This window comes from Mycobacterium colombiense, assembly GCF_001665835.1.
Taxonomy (GTDB): Bacteria; Actinomycetota; Actinomycetes; order Mycobacteriales; family Mycobacteriaceae; genus Mycobacterium; species Mycobacterium colombiense_A.
Map to the genome: position 1 here is coordinate 44220 of NZ_LZSX01000018.1, position 23610 is coordinate 67829.

Here is a 23610-nt window from a genome sequence, read left to right on the forward strand (position 1 = left end):
CTGGACAGGTCATGGTTCAACAATTGGTGTTCTCCGAGCCGCGGCGCGGCAAGCCGCCGCGGCACCTGGCCGACCTCGATGAGGACGGCCGCGCGTCGGCCGTCGCGGAGCTGGGCCTGCCGGCCTTTCGCGCCAAGCAGCTGGCGCATCAGTACTACGGCCGGCTGATCGCCGATCCGCGGCAGATGACCGACCTTCCGGCGGGCTTGCGCGACGCCATCGCCGAGACGATGTTCCCGATCCTGCTCGCGGCGGCCTCCGAGGTGACCTGCGATGCGGGCCAGACCCGAAAGACGTTGTGGCGGGCCCTCGATGGGGTCACCGTCGAGTCGGTGCTGATGCGCTATCCGCAACGCAACACCGTGTGCATCTCGTCGCAGGCGGGCTGCGGCATGGCCTGTCCGTTCTGCGCGACGGGCCAGGGCGGGCTGACCCGCAACCTGTCGACGGCCGAGATCCTCGAGCAGGTGCGCGCCGGCGCCGCGGCCCTGCGCGACGACTTCGGGGACCGGCTGTCCAACGTGGTGTTCATGGGCATGGGGGAGCCGCTGGCCAATTACGCGCGCGTCGTGGACGCGGTGCGGCGCATCATCGCCGCGCCGCCACACGGTTTCGGCATCTCGGCCCGATCGGTGACGGTTTCGACGGTGGGCCTGGCGCCGGCCATCCGCAAACTCACCGACGAACGGCTCGGCGTCACGCTGGCGCTGTCGCTGCACGCGCCCGACGACGAACTGCGCGACACGCTGGTGCCGGTCAACGACCGGTGGAAGATCACCGAGGCCCTCGACGCCGCACGGTATTACGCCGACGTCACCGGGCGGCGGGTGTCGGTGGAGTACGCGTTGATCCGTGACGTCAACGACCAGCCTTGGCGCGCAGACCTTTTGGGCCAGCGACTGCATCGCGCGCTCGGGCCGCTGGTGCACGTGAACCTGATTCCGCTCAACCCGACCCCGGGAAGTGAGTGGGACGCCAGCCCCAAGGCGGTCGAGCGGGAGTTCGTCCGGCGGGTCCGCGGCAAGGGGGTGTCCTGCACGGTGCGCGACACCCGCGGCCGCGAGATCAGCGCCGCCTGCGGACAGCTGGCCGCCGAAGCTCGGTAACTGCCGCCGAAGCTCGTAACTGGAGTGAACCCGCCGGGCCGCCAGTACGTCTTTCAGGCATACGCCAGCAAACCGGGGGTGCGCCATGATTCGCCTGTTCTCTCCGCTCAGGTTGTTTGCCGCGGCCGTTTTGGCCGCTGCACTGATATTCGTGCTTGGCGGCGCGCCACGCGCGCTGGCCGCCGACGACCGGCTGCAATTCACCGGGACGACGCTGAGCGGTGCGCCGTTCAACGGCGCCGGCTTGCAGGGCAAGCCCGCGGTGCTGTGGTTCTGGGCGCCGTTCTGCCCGTTCTGCAACGCCGAAGCCCCCGGCGTCAGCCAGGTGGCGCGGGCCAATCCCGGCGTCACCTTCGTCGGGGTCGCCGGGCACTCCGACGTCGGCGCGGAACAGACCTTCGTCTCGAAATACGGCCTGAACTTCACCAACCTCAACGATGCCGACGGGTCCATCTGGGCCCGCTACAACGTGCCCTGGCAGCCCGCCTACGTGTTCTACCGCGCGGACGGCAGCTCGACGTTCGTCAACAACCCGACCTCGGCGATGTCACAGCAGGAGCTCTCGGACCGGGTCTCCGCCCTGAGGTCCTGACTTGGCGGACCAGGGTCTGGTCGGGCTGGCCTTCGCCGCCGGGCTGGTGGCCGCGCTGAACCCGTGCGGGTTCGCCATGCTGCCCGCCTACCTCCTGCTGGTGGTGCGCGGCCAGCGTGCCGGGGCCTCGTCGGGTGTGACGGCCGCCGGGCGGGCGCTGGCGGCCACCGGCGGGATGGCGCTGGGCTTCCTGACGGTGTTCGGCGTGTTCGGCGCGCTGACCGTCTCGGCGGCCACCACCGTGCAGCGGTACCTGCCGTACGCCACCGTGGTCGTCGGCGTGGTCCTGATCGGGCTCGGGGTGTGGCTCCTGTCGGGCCGGGCGCTGTCGGCCCTGACCCCGCGGCCGCTGGGGCCGCGGTGGGCTCCCACCGCCCGGCTGGGCTCCATGTACGGCTACGGCATCAGCTACGCGATCGCCTCGCTGTCGTGCACCGTCGGGCCGTTTCTGGCCGTCACCGCCGCCGGCCTGCGCGGGGGATCGATCGCCGCCGCGGTGGCGATCTACCTCGCCTACAGCGCGGGACTGACCCTGGTGGTCGGGGTGCTCGCGGTCGCGGCGGCGACGGCGAGCTCGGCGATGGTGGACCGGTTGCGCCGCGCGCTGCCGTTCGTCAACCGGATCGGCGGCGCGTTGCTGGTGCTGGTCGGGTTGTACGTGGCCTATTACGGCAGCTACGAGGTGCGCCTGTTCGGCGCGAACGGCAACCCGCAGGACGCGGTGATCAGCGCGGCCGGCCGGCTGCAGGGCACGGTGGCCGGCTGGGTGCATCAGCACGGGGGGTGGCCGTGGGTGATCGCCGTGGTCGCGCTGGCGGTCGTGGTGATCGGCGGCGCCTGGCATCGCCGGGCCCACCGTTAGGGGCGAACGAGGTAGTGGCCGCTACCTGATCCAGCCGCGGCGGCGGCCCCACAGGTCGCGGATCAGGGCGACGAGGATCAGCGCCGCGAAGCCGATCAGGAACCAGTTCTCGATGTGGCCGACGTGGTTGCCGCGCAGCATCGCCAGCAGGAATCCGAAGCCGATCAGGCCGGCGATGTGCCAGGTCCGGTGGTTGATCCTGCTCCAACCCCACGCTGCCGACGGCACCTCGACGTCGTCGACGCCGTTGAAGCGCTCCACCTCGGTACTGGCCACGGCGAATCCCCTTCGGATCGGATTGGCTTTTCGAACCCAAATTCTGGCATACCCGCCAGCGGGCTTGCGGGGCATGGCCCGCGTCGGCGCCGGGCGGCACAATGAATGGGTGACCGACCCGACGACCGATGGGCAACCGCGGGACCGCCTGCGCGTGCTGGTGCTGGGCAGCACCGGGTCCATCGGCACCCAGGCGCTGGACGTCATCGCCGCCAATCCGGACCGCTTCGAGGTGGTCGGTCTGGCCGCGGGCGGCGCCAACCTGGACACGCTGTTGCGGCAGCGCGCCGAGACCGGTGTGACCAACATCGCGGTCGCCGACGAGGCCGCGGCGCAGCGGGCCGGCGACATCCCGTTCTCCGGGCCCGAGGCGGCGACCCGGCTGGTGCAGGAGACCGAGGCCGACGTCGTGCTCAACGCGCTGGTGGGGGCATTGGGGCTGCGGCCCACGCTGGCCGCGCTGGAATCGGGCGCCCGGCTGGCGCTGGCCAACAAGGAATCGCTGATCGCCGGCGGTCCGCTGGTGCTGCGGGCCGCCGAGCCCGGGCAGATCGTGCCGGTGGACTCCGAACATTCCGCGCTGGCGCAGTGCCTGCGCGGCGGGAGCCCCGACGAAGTCGCCAAGCTGGTGCTGACCGCGTCCGGCGGCCCGTTCCGCGGCTGGACGGCCGCGCAGCTCGAGGACGTCACCCCGGAGCAGGCGGGCGCCCATCCGACGTGGTCGATGGGCCCGATGAACACGCTGAACTCGGCCTCGCTGGTGAACAAGGGGCTGGAGCTGATCGAGACCCACCTGCTGTTCGGCATCCCGTACGACCGCATCGAGGTGGTCGTGCACCCTCAGTCGATTGTTCATTCGATGGTCACGTTCGTGGACGGCTCGACGCTTGCGCAGGCCAGCCCGCCGGACATGAAGCTGCCGATCTCGCTGGCCCTGGGCTGGCCGCAGCGTGTCCCCGGCGCGGCCGCCAGCTGTGACTTCAGCACGGCGTCTAGCTGGGACTTCGAGCCGCTGGACGACGACGTTTTTCCCGCCGTCGAGCTGGCCCGGCACGCCGGGCGGACCGGTGGCTGTTTGACCGCCGTCTACAACGCGGCCAACGAGGAGGCGGCGGAGGCCTTCCTCGCGGGCCGGGTCGGGTTCCCCGCGATTGTCAAAACCATCGCCGACGTGCTGCACGCCGCCGACCAATGGGCCGTTTCACCCGCTAACGTGGATGAGGTACTCGATGCGCAGCGCTGGGCACGTGCCCGCGCGCAGCGTGCCGTCGCGCAAGCCCAGCCCGCCAAGGTGTCAGCAAAAGCCTCCGGAGTGGTGTGAGAAAGGTCCTCGCAGCCAAATGATGTTCGTCATCGGCATTGTGCTGTTCGCACTGGCCATCCTGATCTCGGTGGCCCTGCACGAGTGCGGCCACATGTGGGTTGCGCGCGCGACCGGCATGAAGGTGCGGCGCTACTTCGTCGGCTTCGGGCCCACCCTGTGGTCGACCCGGCGCGGTGAAACCGAGTACGGCCTCAAGGCGGTTCCGCTGGGCGGCTTCTGCGACATCGCCGGCATGACCTCGGTGGAGGAGCTGGCGCCCGACGAGACCGACCGCGCCATGTTCAAGCAGAAGGTCTGGAAGCGGGTCGCGGTGCTGTTCGCCGGTCCCGCCGCGAACTTCATCATCTGTCTGGTGCTGCTCTACGGCATCGCGCTGGTCTGGGGGCTGCCGAACCTGCATCCGCCGACGCAGGCGGTTGTCGGCGAAACCGCTTGTGTGGCACCGGAAGTGGCGCCCGGCAAGATCGCGGACTGCACCGGGCCCGGGCCGGCGGCGCTCGCCGGAATCCGGCCGGGCGACGTCATCGTCAAGGTGGGCGACACCCCGGTGTCGACCTTCGAGGACATGGCCGCCGCCATCCGCAAGGCGCACGGCAACGTCCCGATCGTCGCCGAGCGCAACGGCAGCACGATCACCACCTACGTCGACGTCACCACCACCCAGCGCTACCTGACCACCGGGGCCAACGGGCAGGGCGGCCAGCAGCAGCCCTCGACGGTCGGCGCCATCGGCGTCGGCGCCGTCAAGGTCGCGCCCACGCACTACGGGGTGTTCACGGCGATCCCGGCCACCGTCGCCTTCGCCGGCGACCTCACCGGCGAGGTGGGCAAGGCGCTCGTCGCGATCCCGACGAAGGTCGGCGCGCTGGTGCACGCCATCGGCGGCGGGCAGCGCGACCCGCAGACGCCGATGAGCGTCGTCGGCGCCAGCATCATCGGCGGCGACACCGTCGACCACGGGCTGTGGGTGGCGTTCTGGTTCTTCCTGGCCCAGCTGAACCTCATCCTGGGTGCGATCAACCTGGTGCCGCTGCTGCCCTTCGACGGCGGCCACATCGCCATCGCGGTGTTCGAGAAGATCCGCAACCTGGTCCGGTCGGCCCGCGGCATGGTCGCGGCCGCGCCGGTGAACTACCTCAAACTCATGCCCGCGACGTACGTCGTGCTGGTGTTCGTGGTCGGCTACATGCTGCTGACCGTGACCGCCGATCTGGTCAACCCGATCAGGCTCTTCCAATGACGAAACCGAAGGAATCAACACAGTGACCCGCGCTGGCGACGATGCAGAGCGAAGCGATGAGGAGGAGCGGCGCAAATGACTATTGGCCTGGGCATGCCGCCGACTCCGGCGCCCACGCTTGCTCCCCGGCGTACCACGCGCCAACTGATGGTCCGCGACGTCGGGGTCGGCAGCGACTATCCGATTTCGGTGCAATCGATGTGCACCACCAAGACGCATGATGTCAACACGACGCTGCAGCAGATCGCCGAGCTGACCGCGGCCGGCTGCGACATCGTCCGGGTGGCCTGCCCGCGTCAGGAGGACGCGGACGCGCTGGCCGAGATCGCCCGGCACAGCCAGATCCCGGTGATCGCCGACATCCACTTCCAGCCCAAGTACATCTTCGCCGCCATCGACGCGGGATGCGCCGCGGTGCGGGTAAACCCTGGCAACATCAAGGAATTCGACGGCCGGGTGGGCGAGGTCGCCAAGGCCGCCGGCGCGGCCGGCATCCCGATTCGCATCGGCGTCAACGCGGGCTCGCTGGACAAGCGGTTCATGGAGAAGTACGGCAAGGCCACACCCGAGGCGCTAGTCGAGTCAGCGCTGTGGGAGGCCTCGCTGTTCGAGGAGCACGGCTTCGGCAACATCAAGATCAGCGTCAAGCACAACGACCCGGTGGTGATGGTCGCCGCCTACGAGCAGCTGGCCGAGCAGTGCGATTACCCGCTGCATCTCGGGGTCACCGAGGCCGGTCCCGCTTTCCAGGGCACCATCAAGTCCGCGGTCGCCTTCGGCGCGCTGCTGTCGCGCGGCATCGGCGACACCATCCGGGTGTCGCTGTCGGCGCCGCCGGTCGAGGAGGTCAAGGTCGGCATCCAGATCCTCGAGTCGCTGAACCTGCGCCCGCGCGGACTGGAGATCGTGTCGTGTCCGTCGTGCGGTCGCGCCCAGGTCGACGTGTACACGTTGGCTAACGCGGTGAGCGCCGGCCTGGACGGTCTGGACGTGCCGTTGCGCGTCGCCGTGATGGGCTGCGTCGTCAACGGCCCGGGGGAGGCCCGCGAGGCCGACCTCGGCGTCGCGTCGGGAAATGGCAAGGGCCAGATCTTCGTTCGTGGCCAGGTGATCAAAACCGTGCCCGAAGCGCAGATTGTCGAGACGCTAATCGAAGAGGCTCAGCGGCTCGCCGCTGAAATGGGCCTAGAGATGAACAGTGATGACGGACCGGAAACAACATCCAGCGGTTCACCTGTTGTCACCGTAAGCTGATACACGCCAGCGCCGGTCCAAGAGTTCGCACCACAGAGAGTTCGCCAGATGTCGGCTCCGCCCTTGTTCCGCCTTGTCGGTGAGCGACGGGTGTCGGTGGTGCGCGACGCGGCCGCGGTCTGGCGGGTGCTCGACGACGATCCCGTCGCGTCGTGCATGGTCGCGGCCCGGGTGGCCGACCATGGCATCGACCCCAACTCGATCGGCGGCGAACTGTGGACGCTGCGGGGTGCCGAGGAATCGCTGTGCTTCGCCGGCGCCAACCTGATCCCGCTGCGCGGCGCGCCGGCCGACCTGAGCGCGTTCGCCGACGAGGCCATGCGCGGAACGCGGCGCTGCTCGTCGCTGGTCGGCAGGGCCGATTTGGTGATGCCGATGTGGGACCGGCTCGAGGCGGCCTGGGGCCCGGCCCGTGACGTGCGCGACCATCAGCCGCTGCTGGCGTTGTCGAACCACCCCAGCTGCGAGCTGGATCCCGGTGTGCGGCAGGTGCGGCCCGAGGAACTGGACGCGTACCTGGTGGCCGCCGTCGACATGTTCATCGGCGAAGTGGGCGTCGACCCGCGGCTCGGCGACGGCGGCCGCGGCTACCGGCGGCGGGTGGCCAGCCTGATCACGGCCGGGCGGGCCTGGGCGCGGTTCGAGCACGGCCAGGTCGTCTTCAAGGCCGAGGTGGGCTCGCAGTCCCCGGGCGTGGGCCAGATCCAGGGGGTCTGGGTGCACCCGGAGTGGCGCGGGCTGGGCCTGGGCACCGCCGGCACCGCGACGGTCGCCGCGGTGATCGTCGGCACCGGGCGCACCGCCAGCCTCTACGTCAACGACTTCAACACGGTGGCCCGCGCCGCCTACGCCCGAGTGGGCTTCACCGAGATCGGCACCTTCGCGACGGTGCTGCTCGACTAGCGCCCGCGGGCGCATTCTGCGGTGCCCGCCCGGCTGGCCGGGCACTCGGCATCGGGCAAGCTCGTTCTGACATAACGGTCGGGTCTCGGTGTGTCGGCGCCGCAGTTCATGCCGCAGTTCTTAACATTTGCACCGATGGCAACTAGAACAACAATGGCCTCATCCGCCTCAGGCTTGCTGCTGGTCGCGGTCATCGTCCTGTCCGGATGCACGCCCCGGCCCGACGGCCCGGGGCCGGCGGCGGAGAAGTTCTTCCGCGCCCTGGCCGTTGGCGACACCGCGACCGCCGCGCAGCTCAGCGACAGCCCCAACGAGGCGCGCGAGGCGCTCAACGCGGCCTGGTCCGGCCTGCAGGCATCCCACCTCGACGCGCAGATCCTCAACGCCAAGTACGCCGAGGACAGCGGCACCGTCGGCTACCGGTTCACTTGGCACCTGCCCAAGAACCGGACCTGGACCTACGACGGCCAGCTGCGGATGGCGCGCGACGAGGGTCACTGGGCGGTGCGGTGGACCACCACCGCGCTGCACGCCAAGCTGGGCGAGCACCAGACGTTCGCGCTGCGGGCCGACCGGCCGCACCGCGCCTCGGTGAACGATCTCGGCGGCAGCGACGTGCTGGTGCCCGGGTACCTGTACCACTACACGCTGGACGCGACCCAGGCCGGACCGGCCCTGTTCAGCACGGCCCACGCGATCGTCGACGTGCTGCACCCCTTCAACGGGGCCCTCAACGACCCGCAGCTGCTCGCCGAGCAGGCCAGCTCGACGCCGCACCCGGTGGACCTGGGCGTGACGCTGCACCCCGACGACAACGACAAGGTGTCCCCGCTGGTCGGGCATCTGCCGGGCGTCGTGGTCACCCCTCAGCCCGAAATGCTGCCCACCGACCCGCATTTCGCGCCGGCGGTCATCTCCGCGGTGAAGAAGGCCGTGGTCGACCAACTCGACGGCCAGGCGGGCTGGCGGGTGGTGAGCGTCAACCAGAACGGCGTCGAGGTCGAGGTGCTGCACGAGGTCGCAGGGTCGCCGGCGCCGTCGGTGTCGATCACCCTGGACCGGGTCGTGCAGAACGCCGCCCAGCGCGCGGTCGACAACAAGGGCGGCAAGGCGATGATCGTGGTGATCAAGCCGTCGACCGGGGAGATCCTCGCGATCGCGCAGAACGGCGGGGCCGACGCGGACGGTTTGCCCGCCACCAACGGCCTGTTCCCGCCGGGGTCGACGTTCAAGATGATCACCGCCGGCGCGGCCGTCGACCGCGACATGGTCACGCCCAACTCGATGCTCGGTTGCCCGGGCCACCTCGACATCGGGCACCGCACGGTGCCCAACTACGGCGGCTTCGACCTCGGCGTGGTGTCGCTGTCGCGCGCGTTCGCCAGCTCGTGCAACACCACCTTCGCGGAGTTGAGCAGCCGGATGCCGCCTCGCGGCCTGACCCAGACGGCCGCCCAATACGGGATCGGCCTCGACTACACGGTGGACGGTGTCACCACCGTGACGGGGTCGGTGCCCCCGACTGTGGACCTGGCCGAACGCACGGAGGACGGTTTCGGCCAGGGCAAGGTGCTGGCCAGCCCGTTCGGCATGGCCCTGGTGGCGGCCACGGTCGCCGCCGGCAAGACACCCGTGCCCCAGCTGATCGTGGGCCGGCAGACGGCGGTCCAGGGGGACACCACGCCGATCAGCCCGAAGATGATCGATGCGCTGCGGCCGATGATGCGTCTGGTGGTGACCAACGGGACCGCCAAGGAGATCGCCGGCTGCGGCGAGATCTACGGAAAGACCGGTGAGGCCGAGTTCCCGGGCGGGTCGCATTCCTGGTTCGCCGGATACCGCGGCGACCTGGCCTTCGCCTCGCTGATCGTGGGAGGCGGCAGCTCCGAGTGGGCGGTCCGGATGACCAAGTTCATGTTCGAAGCGCTGCCGCCCAGCTTCCTGGCCTAGCGCCGGTCGCAAGCGCGGCGCGTGCGCCGGGCGCAGCGGGACGGCGCCATCTTGGCTAGCGCCGGGCGCGGCGGGGCGGCGCCATCTTGGCTAGCGCCGAGTCCTCCCGGGGCGCATCAGCGGTAAATTGCGAACATGACCGATACCGGCGGCGACATGGTGGCCTTGCGGGTCTCCGACGCCGACCGCAACGGCACGATGCGGCGACTGCACAACGCCGTGGCGCTCGGGTTGATCGACATCGACGAGTTCGAGCAGCGCTCGTCGCAGGTGTCCTACGCGCGCACCCGCGGCGAGTTGGACGGGCTGGTCGGCGACCTGCCGGGACCGGGCGCCATCGTCACCTCCGCGGCCGACCGGGTGGAATTGCGCGGCTGGGCGGGTTCGCTGAAGCGCCACGGCGAATGGACGGTGCCCACCCGCCTGGCCCTGGTCCGCCGCCTGGGCTCGGTGGAACTCGACCTCACCAAGGCCCGGTTCGCGGGCCCGGTGGTGGTCATCGAACTCGACATGAGATTCGGCTCGGTGGAGATTCGATTGCCCGACGGGGCCAGCGCGTCGCTCGACGACGTCGAGGTCTATGTGGGCAGCGCCAGCGACCGGCGCAAAGACCCGCCTGGTGAGGGCAGGCCGCACGTGGTGCTGACCGGTCGGGTGGTGTGCGGCTCGGTCAACATCCGGGGGCAACGCCGCTCGCTGCTGCGCCGCCAGCGACCCTAATCGCTTGGCTGGACCACGGTTAAGCTGGTCGCATGCCTGCTCGCACCGCGCTTTCCCCCGGAGAGTTGTCCCCGACTCTGCCGGTGCCCGGCCGTATCCCGCGCCCCGAATACGTCGGCAAGTCCACGGCCCAAGAGGGCAGCGAACCGTGGGTGCAGACACCCGAGGTGATCGAGAAGATGCGCGTCGCCGGCCAGATCGCGGCCGCCGCGCTGGTGGAGGCGGGCAAGGCCGTCGCGCCCGGGGTGACCACCGACGAACTGGACCGCATCGCCCACGAGTACATGGTCGACCACGGCGCATACCCCTCCACGCTGGGCTACAAGGGCTATCCGAAGTCATGCTGCACGTCGCTCAACGAGGTCATCTGCCACGGGATCCCCGACTCGACGGTGATCGAGGACGGTGATATCGTCAACATCGACGTCACCGCCTACATCGACGGTGTGCACGGCGACACCAACGCAACCTTCCTGGCCGGCGACGTCTCCGAGGAACACCGGCTGCTGGTGGAGCGCACCCGGGAAGCGACGATGCGCGCCATCAACGCCGTCAAGCCCGGACGTGCCCTCTCGGTCGTCGGCCGCGTCATCGAGTCGTACGCAAACCGGTTCGGCTACAACGTCGTTCGTGACTTCACCGGTCACGGCATCGGCACCACGTTCCACAACGGCCTGGTCGTCCTGCACTACGACCAGCCGTCGGTGTCCACGGTCATGCAACCGGGAATGACGTTCACCATCGAACCGATGATCAACCTTGGCGGCCTGGACTACGAGATCTGGGACGACGGCTGGACCGTGGTCACCCGCGACCGCAAGTGGACCGCGCAGTTCGAGCACACCCTGCTGGTCACCGACACCGGCGCCGAAATCCTCACCCTGCCATGACGTTTGCCGGATGACCGGAGCGCTGCTGGTCGCCGGCACCAGCTCCGACGCCGGGAAATCGGTGGTGGTGGCGGGCCTGTGCCGGTTGTTGGCCCGCCGCGGCGTGCGGGTCGCCCCGTTCAAGGCGCAGAACATGTCCAACAACTCCGTGGTGACCGTCGAGGGCGGTGAGATCGGCCGGGCCCAGGCGATCCAGGCGCGCGCGGCGGGGCTGGAACCCAGCGTGCGGTTCAACCCGATCCTGCTCAAGCCGGGCAGTGACCGCACCTCGCAGCTGGTGATCAAGGGTCAGGTCGCCGACTCGGTCAGCGCCAAAAGCTATGTGCGGCATCGCGATCGGCTGGCCTCCGTTGTCCTCGACGAATTGACCTGCCTGCGTGACGAATTCGATGTGGTGATCTGCGAGGGCGCCGGTTCGCCGGCCGAGATCAACCTGCGCGCCACCGATCTGGCCAACATGGGGCTGGCCCGGGCCGCGGATTTGCCGGTGCTGCTGGTCGGGGACATCGACCGCGGCGGCCTGCTGGCGCATCTGTTCGGGACGGTCGCGGTGCTCGAACCCGACGACCAGGCCCTGATCGCCGGTTTCATCGTCAACAAGTTCCGCGGCGACCCCGCGCTGCTCGAGCCCGGGTTGCGCCAGCTGCACGACATGACGGGCCGCCCCACCTATGGCGTGCTGCCGTACGCCGACGAGCTGTGGCTGGACGCCGAGGACTCGCTGTCGGTGGTCGCGCACCGCGTCATCGGCACGCCCGCACCCCCGCTCGGCGAGCAGTGGCTACGGGTGGCCGCCATTCGGCTGCCCCGGATCTCCAACTCCACCGACGTCGAGGCGCTGGCCTGTGAACCGGGTGTGCTGGTGCGCTGGGTCACCGACCCCGCCGACATCACCGACACCGACTTGATCGTCATCCCCGGCAGCAAAGCCACTGTCTGCGACCTGTCTTGGCTGCGCGAGCGCGGGCTGGCCGACGCGATCACGGCGCACGCCGGTGCCGGCAAGCCGGTGCTGGGAATCTGTGGGGGATTTCAGATGCTGTGCAGTCGCCTAGACGATCCGGTGGAATCCGGGACCGAGGGCGTGCCCGGCCTGGGGCTGCTCGACGCCGACATCGTCTTTGATCCCGACAAGGCCTTGCGCCGCTGGCAGGAGCCGCTCACCGGCTACGAGATCCATCACGGGCGGGTCACCCGGTGTGCCGAGCAGGGCTGGTTCGCCTCCGATGCGGACCAGCGTCCGCAGGGTGTGGTGCGTGGCGCGGTCTTCGGAACCCATTGGCACGGCCTGCTCGACAACGACGAATTCCGGCGCGGATGGCTGCGCCGGGTCGCCGGCGCGGCCGGCCTCGGCGGCTTTGTGGTCGGCGACGTCAACGTGGCCGCGCGCCGCGATGCCCAGCTGGATCTCGCCGCCGACCTGCTGGCGTCTCATCTCGATGTCGACGCCGTTCTCAGCCTGCTTGACGGTCCACCGCCGCGGCGACCCCATCTCGCAAGTCGCTTGCGGCCGTAGGATATTCGCCGCGATCGTGGTGTGAACGTCGTTGTTGACGGCGCTGTTAAAAACCGGATCTGCGTACCAGATGCTGAAGAATCGTCGCGCCCGCATGCCGTTTGGTTGTAGCGTGCTGGGGTGTCCTCGATGATGACCACCCTGGACGGGTTCCCCGTGCCGGTGGTTGTGGCCGGCCCGGAGAACGGCGTCGTCGTCGTCATACTGGGCGACGAGGACCGCGTCCCGGCGGCGTACGACGCGGTCTGCGAGCGGCTGCACACCGCATCGCTTCGGACGGTCGTGGTCGGCTTCGATCACCGCCTGACCCCCAAGTCGGTGATCGGCATCCTCGACGCGCTGGGCATCGGGTGGGCCGTGATCATGGGCGACCGCGCCGGCGGCGAGCTCGCCTGGGAACTGACCGCGACCCGGCTGGGCCGGTTCGTCGGACTGGTGGTGATCGACCGCGGCCATCCGCGGGCCGGCGATTACGAAGGCGCCATCACCGACGGACATTGCCCGCCCGTCGAGATCGGCACCACCGTGTTGGTCAGCTCGCCGGCCGCCCGGGCGGTGGCCGAGGCCAGCCAGCGCTACGTCTACGCCGAATACCGGGTGGTGCACCTGGGGCGGCGCACCGTGCAGGAGTCCACGGCGCAACTGGCTGCCGAGATCATTTTGCGCACCAGCACCTGGTAGCGCCTGGTTGACTGACGGTCATGGCCAGTGAAGAACGTGCTCTGACCGATCCGAATGCCGCGATGTTGTCGTTGGCCGCGCTCGAACGACTCGCGGGCGCCGGCGAGGTGGATACCGTCATCGTGGCGTTCGCCGACATGCAGGGCCGGCTGGTCGGGAAGCGGATCGACGCGCGGCTGTTCCTCGACGAGGTCGCCGCCCACGGCGCCGAGTGCTGCGGCTACCTCCTCGCCGTCGACGTCGACATGAACACCGTGGGCGGGTATGCGATGTCGAGCTGGGACACCGGATACGGCGACACGGTGGCCAGGCCCGACCTGTCCACCCTGCGCCGCATTCCCTGGCTGCCCGGCACGGCGTTGGTGATCGCCGACGTGGGCTGGGCCGACGGCAGCCCGGTCACCGTGTCGCCGCGGGCGATCCTGCGCCGCCAGCTGGACCGGCTGGCCGACCGGGGCCTGGCCGCCGACGTCGCCACCGAGCTGGAATTCATCGTGTTCGACGAGCCCTACCGCCAGGCCTGGGCCACCGGGTACCGCGGGCTGACCCCGGCCAGCGACTACAACATCGACTACGCGATCTCGGCGTCGTCGCGTATGGAGCCGCTGCTGCGCGACATCCGTCGGGGAATGATCGGCGCCGGCCTGCGATTCGAGGCCGTCAAAGGCGAATGCAACAGGGGGCAGCAGGAAATCGGTTTCCGGTACGCCGACGCGCTGGTCACCTGTGACAACCACGTCATCTACAAGAACGGTGCCAAGGAGATCGCCGACCAACATGGCAAGAGCCTGACGTTCATGGCGAAATACGATGAGCGAGAAGGGAACAGCTGTCATATTCACCTCTCGCTGCGTGACCCGCAGGGCGGTGCGGTGTTCGCCGACCCCAGCCGCCCGCACGGCATGTCGCCGGCGTTCGGTGGTTTCCTGGCCGGCCTGCTGGCCACCTTGGGCGACCTCACGCTCTTTTACGCGCCGAACATCAACTCCTACAAGCGATTCGCCGACGGCAGTTTCGCGCCGACCGCGCTGGCGTGGGGTTTGGACAATCGGACCTGCGCGCTGCGGGTGGTCGGCCACGGGCCCAACACCCGGGTCGAGTGCCGCGTCCCCGGCGGCGACGTCAACCCGTATCTGGCGGTGGCGGCGATGGTCGCCGGCGGGCTGTACGGTATCGAACGGGGCCTCGAGCTACCGGAGCCCTGCGCGGGAAACGCCTACCAGGCTCCCGGCGTCGAGCGGTTGCCCGTCACGCTGGCAGAGGCGGCCTCGGTGTTCGAGCGCTCGACGCTCGCGCGGGACGTGTTCGGCGACGACGTGGTCGCCCACTATCTGAACAACGCCCGGGTGGAGCTGGCGGCGTTCAACGCGGCGGTCACCGACTGGGAGAGGATGCGTGGGTTTGAACGCCTCTAGGTCCGATGGTGGCGATCCGCCGCGCCCGGCTGCGCCGCGCTTGCGATCGCCACGGTTCGATGGTGGCGACCCGCCGCGCCCGGCTGCGCCGCGCTTGCGATCGCCACGGTTCGATGGTGGCGACCCGCCGCGAAGCCACCCGGTGATCGGCCTGACGACGTATCTGGAGCAGGTGCAGACCGGCATCTGGGACATCCGGGCCGGGTACCTGCCCGCCGATTATTTCGAAGGCGTCATCCTGGCCGGCGGGATCGCGGTGCTGCTGCCGCCGCAGCCGGTGGACGCCGAGATCGTCGACTCGGTCCTGGACGGCTTGCACGCGCTGGTGATCACCGGGGGATACGACCTGGACCCCGCCAGCTACGGTCAGCCACCGCACCCGACCACCGACGCCCCCCGCACCGACCGCGACGCATGGGAATTCGCGCTGTTGCAGGGCGCGCTTCGGCGGGGCCTGCCGGTGCTGGGAATCTGCCGCGGCGCACAGGTGCTCAACGTCGCGCTGGGCGGTACGCTGCACCAGCACCTGCCCGACGTGCTCGGGCACAGCGGGCACCGGGCGGGCAACGGGGTGTTCACCAGGCTGCCGGTGCGCACGGTGGCGGGTACCCGGCTGGCCGCATTGGTCGGGGAGTCCGCCGATGCGCCGAGCTATCACCATCAGGCCGTCGACCGGGTGGGGGACGGCCTGGTGGTCAGCGCGCGGGACGCGGACGGCGTCGTCGAGGGGCTGGAGCTGCCGGGCGACAGGTTTGTGCTTGCGGTGCAATGGCATCCGGAACAGTCGCTGCAAGACCTGCGGTTGTTCGCAGCGATCGTCGACGCCGCCCGGTCCTACGCGGGGCGGGCGAGTTGAGTGCCGCGCGGCTGATCAACCCGGCGACCGAGGAAGTGCTGCGCTCGGTCGAGCACGCCGATGCCGCGGCGGTCGACGACGCGGTGGACCGGGCGCGGGCGGCCCAGCGGCGGTGGGCGCGGTTGTCCCCGGCCGAGCGGGCCGCCGGCCTGCGGGCCTTTGCCGCCGCCGTCGACGCCCATCTCGGCGAGCTGGCCGCACTCGAGGTCGCCAACTCCGGGCATCCCATCGCGTCGGCCGAATGGGAGGCCGGTCACGTCCGCGACGTGTTGAACTTCTACGCGGCCAGTCCGGAACGCTTGTCCGGCAAGCAAATTCCCGTCGCCGGTGGCCTGGACGTCACGTTCAACGAGCCGATGGGCGTGGTCGGCGTGATCACGCCGTGGAACTTCCCGATGCCCATCGCGTCGTGGGGTTTCGCTCCGGCCCTGGCCGCGGGCAACGCCGTGCTGATCAAACCCGCCGAGGCGACGCCGCTGACCACCATCCGGCTCGGTGAGCTCGCGGTGCAAGCCGGCCTCGACGCGGACCTGCTGCAGGTGCTGCCGGGTCGGGGTGCGGTGGTCGGGGAGCGGTTCGTCACCCACCCCGGCATCCGCAAGATCGTGTTCACCGGGTCCACCGACGTCGGCAAGCAGGTGATGACCGGTGCGGCCGCTCTGGTGAAGCGGGTGACCCTGGAACTGGGCGGCAAGAGCGCCAACATCGTGTTCGCCGACTGCGACCTCGAGCGCGCCGCCGCGACCGCACCGGCCGGCGTGTTCGACAACGCGGGCCAGGACTGCTGCGCCCGCAGCCGAATCCTGGTGCAGCGCAGCGTCTACGACCGGTTCATGGAGCTGCTCGAACCCGCCGTCACCCGCGTCGTGGTCGGCGACCCGGCGTCCCGGAGCACCGAGATGGGTCCGCTGGTGTCGGCCGCGCACCGCGACAAGGTGGCGTCGTATGTGCCCGACGACGCCCCTGTCGCATTTCGCGGCGCCGCGCCGTCCGGACGCGGATTCTGGTTCCCGCCAACGGTTCTGACTCCGCAGCGCACCGACCGCAGCGTCACCGACGAGATCTTCGGGCCGGTGGTCACGGTGCTGACCTTCGACGACGAGCACGACGCCATCACCCTGGCCAACGACACCAGCTACGGGCTGTCCGGATCGATCTGGACCGACGACCTGTCCCGTGCGCTGCGCGTGTCGCGGGCGATCGAATCCGGGAATCTATCGGTGAATTCGCACTCGTCGGTGCGGTACAGCACGCCGTTCGGCGGGTTCAAGCAGTCCGGGCTGGGCCGTGAGCTAGGCCCGGATGCGCCGTTGCACTTCACCGAGACCAAGAACGTGTTCATCGCGATCAGAGAGGATTAGGCGGTGGCGGTCGATCTCACCCAACGATTGGCGGGCCGCGTGGCCGTCGTCACCGGCGCCGGCGGCGGCATCGGGCTGGCCGCGGCTCGGCGGATGCATGCCGAGGGTGCCACCATCGTGATCGGCGACATCGACGCCGACGCGGGCGGGGCCGCGGCCGACGAACTGTCCGGCTTGTTCGTGCCCACCGACGTGGCCGATGAGAACGCGGTCAACGCGCTCTTCGATACCGCGGCGCGGGCCCACGCGCGCATCGACATCGCGTTCAACAACGCCGGCATCTCGCCGCCCGACGACGATCTGATCGAGAACACCGAACTGCCGGCGTGGCAACGCGTCCAGGACGTCAACCTGAAGTCGGTGTACCTGTGTTGCCGGGCGGCGTTGCGGCACATGGTTCCCGCGCAGAAAGGCTCGATCATCAACACGGCGTCGTTCGTCGCCGTCCTGGGGTCGGCGACGTCGCAGATCTCCTACACCGCCTCCAAGGGCGGCGTGCTGGCCATGTCGCGCGAACTGGGTGTGCAGTTCGCCCGGCAGGGCATCCGGGTGAACGCGCTGTGCCCCGGGCCGGTCAACACCCCGCTACTGCAAGAGCTTTTCGCCAAGGACCCCGAGCGGGCCGCCCGCCGGCTGGTGCACGTCCCGGTCGGCCGATTCGCCAATCCCGACGAAATCGCTTCGGCAGTAGCGTTTTTGGCTAGCGATGACGCGTCATTCATCACCGCTTCGACGTTCATGGTCGACGGCGGCATCAGCGCGGCCTACGTCACCCCGCTTTAACCGCCGTACTTGTCGGCCGCATGTGACCCGGGATGCTCGCTGATCGCGACCAAGTGGATGGGCTCGCCGACCCGGTCCTCACGCAGCCGCTCCATCATGGGGGCGGCGGCCGCCCAGGCGCGCGGCACCGACAGCACACCGACCGGCATCCCGCGGCCCAGCCGCGCGTTCACGCCGTTGGGGACAGCCGGCCTGGGGAACAGCGATTGCAGGGCCGCGGTCTTGTTCATCGAATTGAGATGGCCGATCGCGAAGTCCGACGGCGCGGTCACCGAATTCAGTTTCGACAGCCACGGGGTGACCGCGGCGAGGGATGCTTCGAGCGTGCTCAGCGGCGACGACGACAGCCGTTTGAGGGTGTCGGGTATCACCGACATCAGTTCGCAGCCGGCGGATATGACGTCCGGCGCCGACTGCAGGGCCCAATTACGTTTGGTCACAGCGGGATTGCCGTGCGGCGCGGGGAAGGGGGCCATCGTCACGGCGGCGGCCGCGGCCTCGGCGTAGGCGTACATGGCGTCGGCGTTTCGCGCCCACATCGCGTCGTACTCGGCATCGACGTTCGCGATCGCCGCGCTCCGCTGGCCCAGACAATTCGTCGACACCAGCGATATTCGTTGCGTCCGGTTGCCGGTGACCTCCTGCGGCGGCACCGTCGCCGCGAAGGCCGACTGATGCGCGCCGGCCGCCGCCGCGAGCTGGGTGGCCGCGTGCTCGCTGCGGGTCGCGACGGCGTCGAGCCAGTCGACGTAGCATGCCGCGGCTTGGCTGAGCGCCGCGCCGTCGCCGTCCGCCGCCAGCCGTGCGGTAACCGCCCGGTAGTCGGCCGCCGCGCTGAAGAGCCGTACGGCCAACGCTTCCCACGCCGCGGCGGCGCGGGTCATCGATCCCGCGCCGGGACCCGAATACATCAGCCCGGAGCTGATCTCCGGAGGTAGCGTCGCGAAACTCATTACAACCTCCGCCTGCCTGTGGCGGTACATGTGGTGCCCGAAAACATGAGGGTCTTCTTTCACGAGATAGACACGAGGGTTACAAGCCGTGGGTTCGCTCAAGTGTCGCGCGCACACACCGTGCGTCGGCGAAACACGCCCGTCCAGGATGTAACGATCAGCGGCGGGCGATGCAGATCCGGGTCAAGATATCTCGGTCGGACGCGATGGCCGCGGGTGCGCGGGGCTGGGTCCCGCCGGGCGCAAACCCTATCGGGGTGAACGACGATGGCGCCGTCGTCAGCACCGATTGCGGTGACAAGCGGTTCCACGTCAGGGGCCGTTCCTTGGTCATCCACGCGCTGCGGAACGGCTTGTTCTTGTTCGCCGGTGCCGACGACCGCGCGGCAGCGAGGGCGGCCCGGCCGAGGGCGACCGGACGGTCATGCGTCAGCCCGGCGTGCGTGCCGACCGTTGCCGCCGACCAGGCCGCCGGCTCCGGCGGCGCCGCCGCGGCGAAGTTGGGCCGCAGCCACGAACCCGTGACCAGGGCGATGAACACCCCCAGCGCGGCGGTAACCGCGATGGCCAGCTGCCATCGCCGAGTTACGCCAACGCCCCGGACAACCACAGTGCACCGAATGTACCGCGCGAAAATCGGTGAACGGTCCCAGCGAGCTGTGAACTCGATCCGAGTCCGTCAGCGATCGGACCCGCGGGGATCGATGAGCTCGTTGAAGTCGGCGACGCTGTGAATGCCGTCGACATAGTCGAACGAGCCGTTTTCGAGCACTTCGCGTGCGGCACGGACGACGGCGGTAAGCCCGGTGCGGCAAAAGGAGGTGCCGATCGACACCCTGCGCACCCCGAATTCCTTGAGCTGCACGAGCGTGAAAGTCGCCGGCCCGAACCCGGCGACATAGTTGAACGGCCGGTTGACGCTGCCGCACACCCGGCGCAGCGCGGCCTCGTCGGGCAGGCCGGGTGCGTACAACACATCGGCGCCGGCCGCCTCGAATGCCTGCAGCCGGGACACCGTGTCGTCGAGGTCCGGGCGGCCGCGGATGAAGTTCTCCGAGCGGGCGGTCAGTGTGAAGGGATGAGGCAGCGCCCGCGCGGCCTCGACGGCGGCCTGGATGCGCTCAATCGCCAGCTCGCGGGGGAAGATCGGCGCGTCGGTGGCGTAGGTGGCGTCCTCGATCGAGGCCCCGGCCAGGCCGGCCTCGCCCGCCAGACGCACGGTTTCGGCCACCGTCTCGGGGGCGTCGCCGAACCCGTTCTCCAGATCCGCGGTCACCGGAAGCGGGGTTGCCCCGACGATGGCGCGCGCGTGTTCGAGGGCTTCGTCCCTGCTGACCGCGCCGTCGCCATCGCGCCGGCCCAGCGAGAACGCCAGGCCGGCGCTGGTGGTCGCCAGTGCACGAAACCCGAGGTTGGCGAACAACCGGGCGGTGCCGATGTCCCAGGGATTGGGGAGCACGAGAATCTCGTCGCCGGCGTGCAGGCGTCGGAATTCGTCGCCACGACGGGTCCGTTCGGTGTCATCCATGGCCAGTCCGATCTGGGGGAGTCTGCATGCAGATGTAGCACCGGCCACCGACAAGCGCTACGGCCGGAAAGCGAGGAGCGGAATCGCCATCTCCGCCGCGGTGGCTCCGCCGTGAAAGCCGATCAGGCGGGCCGTTTCCGGGGGTTCGTGTGCGCTGGCCAGCACCGCGGTGTCGCCGGAACAGACGACCACCACGTCGCCGAGCCGCTCGGTGTGTGGCGCGGCGACCGGCCCGAACATGCCGGCGGCCACCGCCTGCTCGCGGCTGTACACGGTGGCGCGGCCGTCCAGCAGCTCGCCCCACGCGGCCTGCACGTCGGCGGCGGCGCCCGGCGCGGTGTGCAGATACCGCACCCGCGGTTCGCCGGCCACCACCCGGATTCCCTCGGCCAGCCGGGGGTCGGTGTCGAGGTCGACGCGCCCCTCGGGTGGGACGTTGATGCCGCCGTGGTCGGCGGTCACCAGCACCGCCGCGTTCGCCGGCAGCGCGTCGAGCAGGCGCGACAGCAGCGCGTCGATGTTGGCCGCCGCAGCATGCCACTGCTCGGAGCCGATGCCGAAGACGTGGGCGGCGGTGTCGAGCTCCGCGGTGTAGCCGTAGACCAGCCCGGGCGCCGCGCGCAGCTCGTCGGCCACCAGCCGCGCGTAGTCGTCGGTGGGGCCGGCCGGGTGGAATTCGGCGCCGCGATACGCGGCCTCGGACAGTCCGCTGCCGATGAACGCGGCCGGCAGCACGGCGCGGGCGCTCACGCCGGCGTTTTTGAGCCGCTCGAACCAGGTCGGCACCGGCTGCCAGATGGTGGGGGGCGGGTCGTCGCGCCACCGGACGTGGTTGAGCACCCGGTCGGTGCCGGGCATTTTGAGGGTGAAGCCCAGGATTCCGTGTTCGCCCGGGAGCGCGCCGGTGCCCAGTGACACCAGGCTGGTCGGCGTGGTCGACGGGAACGTGCAGTCCAGCCGGGTCAGTCGCCCGGTGGCACCGGCAAGCACGGACGCGAGCAGCGGTGCGCCGCCGGCCAGCTGCGGAAGCAGGTGCCAGCCCAGCCCGTCGACCAGCACGACGAGCACCCGGTCGATCCGGTCGGCGTCGACCCAGTCCGCCACCGCCAGGTTGTCGACTGCGTCCGGGACCCCGAGCAGCGCGGCCGCGGTGGGCAGCACGTCGCACAGAGAACCGGGCACGGGGCCAGTCTGGCGGCGAAGTCAGACGCGCGCCAGTCGGTGGCCGGTGGCCAGCAGCTGCCGGTTCGTGCTGTCGGTCAGCGCACAGAGCTGCCCAGGCGACAGCCGGCCGCACAACCGGCCCCAGTGCATCGCCACCACATCACCGGCGGCCACGTCGGGCACGGCGCTGTACCCGTCGGCCCACACCTCGAGCACGCGAGCCGATGGTTTCGACAGCGTGAGGGCCCGACCATCCCAGGCCAGCCTCCGGCACAACACCTCGACTCGGTCGGCGGCGCGGGAAAGCACTGTCCCAGAGGTGATTCGGCAGTTATCCAGCACGCTCAGCGGCTGCTCGTCCATACCCCGACCCAGGAACCGCGTCCACGGATACACCCCGAACACGTGGAAGCAGTGATTGCCGACGGCCTCGCACGCCAGATCCGCGGTCAGGTGCGACCAGTAGTGGCCTGCCTGCGGGCCGATGATCGCGAGCAGCGCGTCGAAGAATTCCTGCGGGTCCAAGCCGGCGGCGACGCCGCCGCCGAGCCAATACGATTCGACCAGACGGTAATCCAGTGGGTCGGCGATGCCGGTCAGTTTCGACAGCACCCGCAGATACGGCCACGCGCCGGAGAACTTGGTCGCCGCCCTGCGCACGTCGGCGACCGATCCGTCGCGCAGGGTGGCCCCCAACGGCGGCCCACAGTAGCCGAGCGCGTTGGGCGCGTAGGCGTAGCGGGCGAACATCTCGGCGCCCTTGTCGCGGCTGTCCGGATCGGCCAAGGATCACCCCCGACCGGCCTGGCCCACCAGCTTGACGGCGTCGCGGTGCATGCGGCCGAAGTTGTAGTAGGCCGCGCAGGCGCCCTCCGGGGACACCATGCAGGTTCCGATCGGCGTCTCCGGTGTGCAGGCGGTGCCGAAAACCTTGCATTCCCAAGGCTTCAGCACACCCTTGAGCACCTCACCGCACTGGCAGGCCTTCGGGTCGGCGACGCGCACGCCGGGCATCGCGAATCGCAGCTCGGCGTCGAACTCGGCGAAATCGTCGTGCAGCCGCAGCGCGCTTTGCGAGATGAAGCCCAGCCCGCGCCATTCGAAGTGCGGACGCAGCGCGAACACCTTGCCCATCAACGCCAGAGCCGCGGGGTTGCCGTGCTCGGGCACCACGCGCTTGTACTGGTTCTCCACCTCGCAGCGGCCCTCACGTATCTGACGCAGCAGCATCGCGACCGAGGCCAGGATGTCCAGCGGCTCGAAACCGGCCACCACCAACGGCTTTCGATACACCTCCGGGACGAACCGGTAGGGGCGGTTGCCCACCACGGTGGACACGTGCCCGGGGCCGATGAAACCCGACAGCCGCAGGTCCGGTGACTCCAGGATGGCCCTGATCGGCGGCACGATGGTGACGTGGTTGCAGAAGACACTGAAGTTGGGCAGGCCCAATTCGCGCGCGCGCACCAGCGTTACCGCGGTCGAGGGCGCGGTGGTCTCGAAACCGATGGCGAAGAACACCACTTGCTTGCCGGGGTTGTCGACCGCGATCTTCAGCGCGTCCAGCGGCGAGTAGACGAATCGCACGTCGGCCCCACGGGCCTTGGCGTCCAGCAGGCTGCCGTGCGAGCCGGGCACCCGCATCATGTCCCCGAAACAGGTGAAGATCACGTCGGGCTGGCCGGCCAGCCACATCGCGTCGTCGATGCGGCCCATCGGGATCACGCAGACCGGGCAGCCCGGGCCGTGCACCAACTCGACGTTGTCGGGCAACAGGTGTTCGATGCCGTGCCGGTAGATGGTGTGCGTGTGTCCGCCGCACACCTCCATGAACTTGAAGTCCTCGCCGCCGGTCCCGGCCAGGTGCTCGATGGCCGTCAGCAGCTTGCGCGCCGCGGCCGGGTCGCGGAATTCGTCAACGAATTTCATTGCCGCTCCTTGGGTCAGATGATGGCCGACGAATCGAAGGCCTGCATTTCGACTGCGTAGGTGTCGCCGAGTTTCTTGATGGCGGCCAGGGTCAGCAGGGCCTCGGTCTCGTCGATCTTGGCCATCGCGAACCCGACGTGTACCAGCACCCAGTCGTCCGGTGCGGGCATGTCGTTCTCCAGCAGCCGGACGCTGATCGCCCGCTGCACGCCGCTGACGTCAACCTTGGCCAAGCAGTTGGCGGGATCGGTGATCTCCACGATCCGGCCCGGAATTCCTAGGCACATGTCGGCCTATCTCCTTTCTG

The 23610-nt window shown here is 69.7% G+C and carries 24 protein-coding genes; 16 read left to right on the plus strand and 8 right to left on the minus strand.

The genetic code is table 11. From position 1 onward, the window contains the following. The first annotated feature begins 11 nt into the window (after positions 1–11). The 3 genes from rlmN to A5760_RS04010 all read left to right on the plus strand — a co-directional run bounded on the left by rlmN (position 12) and on the right by A5760_RS04010 (position 2560). Complete coding sequence (gene rlmN, locus A5760_RS04000; protein WP_064877905.1) at positions 12–1106, plus strand: 23S rRNA (adenine(2503)-C(2))-methyltransferase RlmN; 1095 nt, start codon at positions 12–14, stop codon at positions 1104–1106. 85 nt (positions 1107–1191) lie between these two features. Further along, the gene (locus A5760_RS04005) at positions 1192–1698 is read left to right on the plus strand and encodes a protein disulfide oxidoreductase (protein WP_064877907.1); all 507 of its coding nucleotides are present in this window, start codon (positions 1192–1194) and stop codon (positions 1696–1698) included. Position 1699: 1 nt separating this feature from the next. Then, positions 1700–2560, plus strand: a complete 861-nt coding sequence (locus A5760_RS04010) for a cytochrome c biogenesis CcdA family protein (RefSeq protein ID WP_064877909.1) — start codon at positions 1700–1702, stop codon at positions 2558–2560. Between the two features lie 21 nt (positions 2561–2581). Here the strand turns inward: A5760_RS04010 and A5760_RS04015 are convergent, their stop codons facing one another. Then, positions 2582–2836 (minus strand): DUF2631 domain-containing protein, encoded by a 255-nt coding sequence (locus tag A5760_RS04015; protein ID WP_064877912.1) that lies wholly within the window; start codon positions 2834–2836, stop codon positions 2582–2584. 73 nt (positions 2837–2909) lie between these two features. Between A5760_RS04015 and dxr the strand changes: the two genes are divergently transcribed. From dxr to A5760_RS04080, 13 genes are all read left to right on the plus strand, one after another. Further along, positions 2910–4157, plus strand: a complete 1248-nt coding sequence (gene dxr, locus A5760_RS04020; protein ID WP_064877988.1) for a 1-deoxy-D-xylulose-5-phosphate reductoisomerase — start codon at positions 2910–2912, stop codon at positions 4155–4157. A gap of 19 nt (positions 4158–4176) precedes the next feature. Next, positions 4177–5400: a M50 family metallopeptidase gene (locus tag A5760_RS04025; protein ID WP_064877913.1), complete on the plus strand. Its 1224-nt coding sequence runs from the start codon at positions 4177–4179 to the stop codon at positions 5398–5400. A 75-nt stretch (positions 5401–5475) separates the two neighbouring features. Further along, the gene (gene ispG / locus A5760_RS04030) at positions 5476–6654 is read left to right on the plus strand and encodes a flavodoxin-dependent (E)-4-hydroxy-3-methylbut-2-enyl-diphosphate synthase (protein ID WP_064877915.1); all 1179 of its coding nucleotides are present in this window, start codon (positions 5476–5478) and stop codon (positions 6652–6654) included. Between the two features lie 48 nt (positions 6655–6702). Then, on the plus strand, positions 6703–7557 hold the full coding sequence (locus A5760_RS04035; RefSeq protein WP_064877917.1) for a GNAT family N-acetyltransferase: 855 nt from the start codon (positions 6703–6705) through the stop codon (positions 7555–7557). Positions 7558–7692: 135 nt separating this feature from the next. After that, positions 7693–9507, plus strand: coding sequence for a penicillin-binding transpeptidase domain-containing protein (locus A5760_RS04040; protein WP_064877990.1), 1815 nt, complete (start codon positions 7693–7695; stop codon positions 9505–9507). A gap of 135 nt (positions 9508–9642) precedes the next feature. After that, positions 9643–10227 carry a DUF1707 SHOCT-like domain-containing protein gene (locus tag A5760_RS04045; protein WP_064877919.1) on the plus strand — a complete coding sequence of 195 codons (585 nt, stop codon included), beginning with the start codon at positions 9643–9645 and terminating at the stop codon, positions 10225–10227. A gap of 32 nt (positions 10228–10259) precedes the next feature. Continuing rightward, positions 10260–11117: a type I methionyl aminopeptidase gene (gene map, locus A5760_RS04050; protein ID WP_064877921.1), complete on the plus strand. Its 858-nt coding sequence runs from the start codon at positions 10260–10262 to the stop codon at positions 11115–11117. Positions 11118–11127: 10 nt separating this feature from the next. Further along, positions 11128–12633: a cobyric acid synthase gene (locus tag A5760_RS04055; RefSeq protein ID WP_064877923.1), complete on the plus strand. Its 1506-nt coding sequence runs from the start codon at positions 11128–11130 to the stop codon at positions 12631–12633. 129 nt (positions 12634–12762) lie between these two features. Further along, positions 12763–13314 carry an alpha/beta hydrolase gene (locus A5760_RS04060; RefSeq protein ID WP_064877992.1) on the plus strand — a complete coding sequence of 184 codons (552 nt, stop codon included), beginning with the start codon at positions 12763–12765 and terminating at the stop codon, positions 13312–13314. 20 nt (positions 13315–13334) lie between these two features. After that, entirely contained in the window at positions 13335–14729 is a 1395-nt protein-coding gene (locus A5760_RS04065) for a glutamine synthetase family protein (protein ID WP_064877925.1), read from the plus strand. Continuing rightward, positions 14710–15585 (plus strand): gamma-glutamyl-gamma-aminobutyrate hydrolase family protein, encoded by an 876-nt coding sequence (locus A5760_RS04070; RefSeq protein ID WP_155764194.1) that lies wholly within the window; start codon positions 14710–14712, stop codon positions 15583–15585. Before A5760_RS04065 ends, A5760_RS04070 begins: the two co-directional genes overlap by 20 nt. Continuing rightward, positions 15582–16946, plus strand: coding sequence for an aldehyde dehydrogenase family protein (locus A5760_RS04075; RefSeq protein WP_064877927.1), 1365 nt, complete (start codon positions 15582–15584; stop codon positions 16944–16946). The genes A5760_RS04070 and A5760_RS04075 overlap by 4 nt, the downstream gene beginning before the upstream one ends. A 3-nt stretch (positions 16947–16949) precedes the next feature. After that, complete coding sequence (locus A5760_RS04080) at positions 16950–17729, plus strand: 3-oxoacyl-ACP reductase (protein WP_064877929.1); 780 nt, start codon at positions 16950–16952, stop codon at positions 17727–17729. On the opposite strand, the gene A5760_RS04085 is transcribed toward A5760_RS04080, so the two are convergent. From A5760_RS04085 to A5760_RS04115, 7 genes are all read right to left on the minus strand, one after another. Then, entirely contained in the window at positions 17726–18682 is a 957-nt protein-coding gene (locus tag A5760_RS04085; protein ID WP_064877931.1) for a PPE family protein, read from the minus strand. The two genes, A5760_RS04080 and A5760_RS04085, sit on opposite strands and share 4 nt — an antisense overlap. A gap of 157 nt (positions 18683–18839) precedes the next feature. Then, on the minus strand, positions 18840–19292 hold the full coding sequence (locus A5760_RS04090; RefSeq protein ID WP_064877932.1) for a hypothetical protein: 453 nt from the start codon (positions 19290–19292) through the stop codon (positions 18840–18842). 69 nt (positions 19293–19361) lie between these two features. After that, positions 19362–20210, minus strand: a complete 849-nt coding sequence (locus A5760_RS04095) for an isocitrate lyase/PEP mutase family protein (RefSeq protein WP_064877934.1) — start codon at positions 20208–20210, stop codon at positions 19362–19364. A 57-nt stretch (positions 20211–20267) separates the two neighbouring features. Further along, entirely contained in the window at positions 20268–21392 is a 1125-nt protein-coding gene (locus tag A5760_RS04100) for an alkaline phosphatase family protein (RefSeq protein ID WP_064877936.1), read from the minus strand. A 21-nt stretch (positions 21393–21413) separates the two neighbouring features. After that, entirely contained in the window at positions 21414–22160 is a 747-nt protein-coding gene (locus A5760_RS04105; protein WP_082279326.1) for a DUF6390 family protein, read from the minus strand. Between the two features lie 3 nt (positions 22161–22163). After that, the gene (gene hypD / locus A5760_RS04110; RefSeq protein WP_064877938.1) at positions 22164–23303 is read right to left on the minus strand and encodes a hydrogenase formation protein HypD; all 1140 of its coding nucleotides are present in this window, start codon (positions 23301–23303) and stop codon (positions 22164–22166) included. Between the two features lie 14 nt (positions 23304–23317). After that, positions 23318–23590 carry a HypC/HybG/HupF family hydrogenase formation chaperone gene (locus tag A5760_RS04115; protein WP_064877940.1) on the minus strand — a complete coding sequence of 91 codons (273 nt, stop codon included), beginning with the start codon at positions 23588–23590 and terminating at the stop codon, positions 23318–23320. Positions 23591–23610: the final 20 nt, after the last annotated feature.

What these genes read in the sequence shown, in the direction of transcription:
- rlmN (WP_064877905.1), top strand. Translation starts at nt 12, where the DNA reads ATGGTTCAACAATTGGTGTTCTCCGAGCCGCGGCGCGGCAAGCCGCCG.
- A5760_RS04045 (WP_064877919.1), top strand. Translation starts at nt 9,643, where the DNA reads ATGACCGATACCGGCGGCGACATGGTGGCCTTGCGGGTCTCCGACGCC.
- dxr (WP_064877988.1), top strand. Translation starts at nt 2,910, where the DNA reads ATGGCCCGCGTCGGCGCCGGGCGGCACAATGAATGGGTGACCGACCCG.
- A5760_RS04035 (WP_064877917.1), top strand. Translation starts at nt 6,703, where the DNA reads ATGTCGGCTCCGCCCTTGTTCCGCCTTGTCGGTGAGCGACGGGTGTCG.
- A5760_RS04025 (WP_064877913.1), top strand. Translation starts at nt 4,177, where the DNA reads ATGATGTTCGTCATCGGCATTGTGCTGTTCGCACTGGCCATCCTGATC.
- hypD (WP_064877938.1), bottom strand. Translation starts at nt 23,303, where the DNA reads ATGAAATTCGTTGACGAATTCCGCGACCCGGCCGCGGCGCGCAAGCTG.
- A5760_RS04005 (WP_064877907.1), top strand. Translation starts at nt 1,192, where the DNA reads ATGATTCGCCTGTTCTCTCCGCTCAGGTTGTTTGCCGCGGCCGTTTTG.
- A5760_RS04055 (WP_064877923.1), top strand. Translation starts at nt 11,128, where the DNA reads ATGACCGGAGCGCTGCTGGTCGCCGGCACCAGCTCCGACGCCGGGAAA.
- A5760_RS04040 (WP_064877990.1), top strand. Translation starts at nt 7,693, where the DNA reads ATGGCAACTAGAACAACAATGGCCTCATCCGCCTCAGGCTTGCTGCTG.
- A5760_RS04085 (WP_064877931.1), bottom strand. Translation starts at nt 18,682, where the DNA reads ATGAGTTTCGCGACGCTACCTCCGGAGATCAGCTCCGGGCTGATGTAT.
- ispG (WP_064877915.1), top strand. Translation starts at nt 5,476, where the DNA reads ATGACTATTGGCCTGGGCATGCCGCCGACTCCGGCGCCCACGCTTGCT.
- A5760_RS04060 (WP_064877992.1), top strand. Translation starts at nt 12,763, where the DNA reads ATGATGACCACCCTGGACGGGTTCCCCGTGCCGGTGGTTGTGGCCGGC.
- map (WP_064877921.1), top strand. Translation starts at nt 10,260, where the DNA reads ATGCCTGCTCGCACCGCGCTTTCCCCCGGAGAGTTGTCCCCGACTCTG.
- A5760_RS04095 (WP_064877934.1), bottom strand. Translation starts at nt 20,210, where the DNA reads ATGGATGACACCGAACGGACCCGTCGTGGCGACGAATTCCGACGCCTG.
- A5760_RS04065 (WP_064877925.1), top strand. Translation starts at nt 13,335, where the DNA reads ATGGCCAGTGAAGAACGTGCTCTGACCGATCCGAATGCCGCGATGTTG.
- A5760_RS04115 (WP_064877940.1), bottom strand. Translation starts at nt 23,590, where the DNA reads ATGTGCCTAGGAATTCCGGGCCGGATCGTGGAGATCACCGATCCCGCC.